The sequence below is a fragment of the Methanobrevibacter sp. genome, assembly GCF_045636185.1.
GTDB lineage: Archaea > Methanobacteriota > Methanobacteria > Methanobacteriales > Methanobacteriaceae > Methanocatella.
In genome coordinates, this window is the sequence record NZ_JAZTXC010000180.1 from 1 (window position 1) to 2,856 (window position 2,856).

General features: G+C 34.0%; 2 protein-coding genes and 1 pseudogene. All 3 read left to right on the forward strand.

Annotation, left to right across the window (positions count from 1 at the left end):
- The coding region (locus tag ACKI3Q_RS09960) for a YgjV family protein (protein WP_407416439.1) at window positions 1-512 on the forward strand (512 nt) is incomplete at its 5' end.
- 67 nt (window positions 513-579) lie between these two features.
- Window positions 580-897 carry a hypothetical protein gene (locus ACKI3Q_RS09965; protein WP_407416440.1) on the forward strand — a complete coding sequence of 106 codons (318 nt, stop codon included), beginning with the start codon at window positions 580-582 and terminating at the stop codon, window positions 895-897.
- A gap of 177 nt (window positions 898-1,074) precedes the next feature.
- Window positions 1,075-2,856: pseudogene (locus tag ACKI3Q_RS09970) on the forward strand (hypothetical protein); the annotation flags it as partial.

Below are 2,856 nucleotides of genomic sequence, written 5' to 3' on the forward strand. Positions count from 1 at the left end.
ATATGATGGATTTGGCATGGAATATTCTGGTTGGAAACGGGATATCCTTTATTGCAGGAATATTTCTGATTGTCAGTTACTGCGTCAATGACGTGAAAAAAGCCTATAAGTATCAGTTTTTAAATGCATTTGTCCTGGCGATATCTTCAGTTTTCTTTTTTTCCTGGACCGGCGTGACTACACTGTCCATTGCATCTGCCAGAAATGCGATGGTGTATAAGGACAATCTGACATTTAACTGGACAATATTTTTCCTGATAATATCGGTTGTTTTGGGTGTTGTGGTAAATACCATGGGATTTATCGGTTTGCTGCCGGTTATTGCAATTGTCCAGATTACTATCTGCAATTATGCTCTTAAATCAATCAAATCGATAAAAATTAGTTTCATAATCAACAGCTTAATCTACATCGTTTATTTTTTAGCTATTCTGGATTTCACTTCAGCGACTGCAGAGACAATTACGGTGGCTATCGGTTCTCTTTCTCTGCTGAGGTTAATTAAAAGATGAGCTTTTTATTTTTTTTTAGAAAATATTTTTTTTGTTCTTATTTTTATATTTTTTCTGAATGTTATATTTGCCTGATGGAACAACAAAAGTTGTTGAAATCATTAACGGTAAAGGTACTGTTGACTGGACAATACCTGACAATTACAATGGTACATATTCCGTATTTGTACTATTCTTTGGTGATGACACATACTCGTCTGCTACCGGTATAGGATTCATTACTGTAACGCCAGATACTCCAGTAAATCCAGATACTCCAGTAACTCCGGAAAAATCTCCTGCTAAAGGAGAAGTTCCTATGGGTACTAAAGCTACCGGCAATCCGCTGGTTGTATTGCTTATGGTTCTCGCGCTTTTAGGTGTTGGCATTAAAAGAAAAAATTAAACACATTTAAGGAGTTTTTAAACTCCTCTCTTTTTTTATTTATTGATTTATATATAATTTGGGTTTATTTTCAAGTTAATAATAATATTTATATAATTTTTTTTTCATATCTTTAATTGAGTAATAAATTGTTTAGTAATTATGCAAATAATATATTTTTTACTCGTTTTTTTTTAATTGATTGTAAAGGGAGGTGAAAATACGAAAAGCAAATACTTAGTCATTATTCTAACGATTATGTTTATCTTAAGTGTCAACGTTGTAAGTGCAGCTGACGATTCGTCCCAGAGCATTATTGGAAACGCTCCGGATGATATTTTGGCTGCTGATGAATCAACATTCACTCAACTTAATGATGAAATTGCCAATGCAGGTAATTCTTTAACCTTAGATAAGAATTATACTTATCAACCTGGAGATAATTCATTTATAAATGGTATTTTAATCAATAAGCAAATTAATATCACCGGTGATCCTAGTAAAAATATTACAATAAGTGGTAATAATTTGGCTAAAATATTCACAATAAACGCTACTGTTGTATTAAAGAATATAAACTTCATTGATTCAAAAGGTGCCATTAATATAACCTCTAATGCTGATAATTGTAGAATTGAGAATTCATATTTCTTCAATAACACGAATGTTGACTATCGTGGAGGAGCTATTAATTGGGCTGGAGATGACGGAACAATTATCAATTCCAATTTTACCAATAATGCTGTTGATTATCAAGGTTATGGACAGTATGAGGATGATGTTCAGGACAGAGGTGGTGCAATATTCTGGTCAGGTGATAATGGAAACATATCAAACTGTAACTTTTTATATAATAAGGCAGGTTATGGTGCTGCAATATCATGGGGATATCATGATGATGAGGGCATATATTCTGTGAAACCTAAAAAAGGATTCCTTTATAATAGTTATTTCCAAAATAATGATGTTATAATGCGTGGTGGTGCAATTGATTCTAATTGTGAAGAATTGACAGTTATTAAATGTAATTTTACTAACAACACTGCACAGCATGCCGGTGCTATTAGGCTTGGGGGAGATGCTAAGAATTCCGTTATTTCTCAATCTATTTTTGAAAATAACAGGGGGCTTCTTATTAATCTTTCTGAAGACTATTCATCACCTGGTGCTATAGAGATTCTTTCTGGTGATATCAAGATTGACTATTGTAATTTCACCAATAACACTGCTACCCAAGCAGGTGCTATAAAAGTTGATGGCGGTTGCGAAAATGTGGTAGTTTCATCATGTAATTTCATTAATAACTCTGCTTGCTATGATGGTGATGACAGCTATAAAATGGGATTTGTTTTTGGTGGAGCTATTGAATGGTTAGGTAAGGATGGAAAAATACTCAATTCCAATTTTACCGGTAACTCCGCATGGGCTACAGATAATTCTTATTGTTATGCCGGTGCAATATGCTGGTCAGGATCTGAAGGAAATATAACAGATTGTAATTTCTTCAATAATTCCGCTACTCATTTTGCTGGTGCTATTGCATGGGAAGCAGATGGTGAGAATGGAATTATTTCCGGTTCTACTTTCTTTAATAATTCTGCTGATGAAGATGGTGCTATATGCTGGAAAGGTGACTATGGTACTGTAGAGAATTGTAATTTCACCATTAATTCTGCTACCAATGATGCTGGTGCTATTGGGTGGATAGGTGTTTCTGGTAAGGTGATTGATTGTAATTTTACTAGTAATTCTGCTTCTAATGATGCTGGTGCTCTTAAATGGGAAGGTGGACCTGGTAATGTAGTTGATTGTAATTTTACTAGTAATTCTGCTTCTAATGAGGCTGGTGCTGTTAAGTGGACTGGTGTTTCTGGTAATGTTTCTGGTTCTACTTTCTTTAATAATTCTGCTTCTAATGAGGCTGGTGCTCTTAAGTGGGATAGTGAATTAGGTTATCTAGAAAATTGTAATTTTACTAGT